This window comes from Mycobacterium sp. E3298 (assembly GCF_001666895.1).
Taxonomy (GTDB): Bacteria; Actinomycetota; Actinomycetes; order Mycobacteriales; family Mycobacteriaceae; genus Mycobacterium.
On sequence record NZ_LZJB01000549.1, the window covers coordinates 1 to 1632 of the forward strand.

Genomic DNA, 1632 nt, shown 5'->3' on the forward strand with positions numbered 1-1632 from the left:
GCGGCCGTCTACGCCGCGCTGGACGCCAACGCCGACCGGCTGGCCGCCCTGCTCTCCGAGTCATTGACCAATGCGTCTGTGCCGCATCAGCTTTCACGGGCCGGCAACATGCTCAGCGTGTTCTTCACCGACGCGCCGGTGACCGACTTCGCCTCCGCGCGGGCCAGCCAGACCTGGCGCTATCCGCCGTTCTTCCACGCCCTGCTGGATGCGGGCGTCTACCCGCCCTGCAGCGCCTTCGAGGCCTGGTTCGTCTCGGCGGCGCTGGACGACGCGGCGTTCGACCGGATCGCCGAAGCCCTGCCCATCGCGGCCGAAGCGGCCGCCCAGGAGGACAAGCCCTGATGGCCGATCAAACGCGAGTCCACGTGGTGCGCCACGGCGAGGTGCACAACCCGAGCGGCGTCCTCTACGGACGGCTGCCCGGATTCCACCTGTCCGACAAGGGTCGCGAGCAAGCGGCCGCGGTCGCCGACGCGCTGGCCGGCCGGGACATCGTCGCGGTGGTCGCCTCCCCGCTGCAGCGGGCCCAGGAAACCGCAGCGCCGATCGCCGCCAAGCACGACGTGGCCGTGGACACCGACCACGACCTGATCGAATCGGCGAACTTCTTCGAGGGCCGCCGCGTCGGCCCGGGTGACGGCGCCTGGCGCGACCCGCGGTTCTGGTGGCAGCTGCGCAACCCCTTCACCCCGTCGTGGGGTGAGCCGTACGCCGAGATCGCCGCGCGGATGACGACCGCGGTGGACAAGGCCCGCGCGCGTGCGGCCGGCCGCGAGGTGGTGTGCGTCAGCCACCAGCTGCCCGTGTGGACGCTGCGGCTGCACCTCACCGGCAGGCGGCTGTGGCACGACCCGCGCAGGCGGGAGTGCGGGCTGTGCTCGATCACCACCCTGGTGTACGAGGGCGACCGGCTGGCCGACGTCGAGTATCGGGAGCCGGCGGCGCTTTGATCGCATGGCGACTGGCGATGGCGGGGGTCGTGGTGACGACCCTCGTTGCGGGCTGCTCGTCAGGTCGTGACGCGGTGGCCCAGGGCGGCACCTTCGAATTCGTCTCGCCGGGCGGGAAGACCGACATCTACTACGACCCGCCGTCGGCCCGCGGCCGCCCCGGCCCGCTGACCGGCCCCGACCTGGCCGACCCCGCCCACCCGCTGTCGCTGAACGACCCGATCTTCGCCGGCCGGGTCGTCGTCATCAACATCTGGGGCCAGTGGTGCGGCCCCTGCCGCGCCGAGGTCGGCCAGCTGCAGCAGGTCTACGACGCCACCCGCGACGCCGGGGTGTCGTTCCTGGGTATCGACGTGCGCGACAGCAACCGGCAGGCCGCGCTGGACTTCGTCAACGACCGCCACGTGACGTACCCCTCGATCTACGACCCCGCGATGCGCACCCTGATCGCGTTCGGCGGCAAGTACCCCACCACCGTGATCCCTTCCACGCTCGTCCTGGACCGCCAGCACCGGGTCGCGGCGGTGTTCCTGCGCGAACTGCTGGCGGCCGACCTGCAACCCGTGGTGCAGAAGCTGGCCCGCGAGTGACCGGATTCACCCAGATCGCCGCCGCCGGACCGCTCCTGGTGGCCCTCGGCGTGTGCCTGCTGGCGGGGCTGGTGTCCTTCGCCTCCCCG

Annotated in this window: 2 protein-coding genes and 1 pseudogene; all 3 read left to right on the forward strand. The window is 72.1% G+C overall.

Annotation, left to right across the window (positions count from 1 at the left end; translation table 11 throughout):
- Positions 1-345: pseudogene (locus A9X05_RS25185) on the forward strand (aspartate aminotransferase family protein); the annotation flags it as partial.
- A complete protein-coding gene (locus A9X05_RS25190) occupies positions 345-953 on the forward strand; it encodes a histidine phosphatase family protein (RefSeq protein WP_067748321.1) in 609 nt (202 codons plus the stop codon). The pseudogene A9X05_RS25185 and the gene A9X05_RS25190, both read left to right, overlap by 1 nt.
- A 17-nt stretch (positions 954-970) precedes the next feature.
- On the forward strand, positions 971-1543 hold the full coding sequence (locus A9X05_RS25195) for a TlpA disulfide reductase family protein (RefSeq protein WP_067784793.1): 573 nt from the start codon (positions 971-973) through the stop codon (positions 1541-1543).
- Positions 1544-1632 lie beyond the last annotated feature (89 nt).

Coding starts and splice junctions, on each gene's coding strand:
- A9X05_RS25190 (WP_067748321.1), top strand. CDS start 345: ATGGCCGATCAAACGCGAGTCCACGTGGTGCGCCACGGCGAGGTGCAC.
- A9X05_RS25195 (WP_067784793.1), top strand. CDS start 971: ATGGCGGGGGTCGTGGTGACGACCCTCGTTGCGGGCTGCTCGTCAGGT.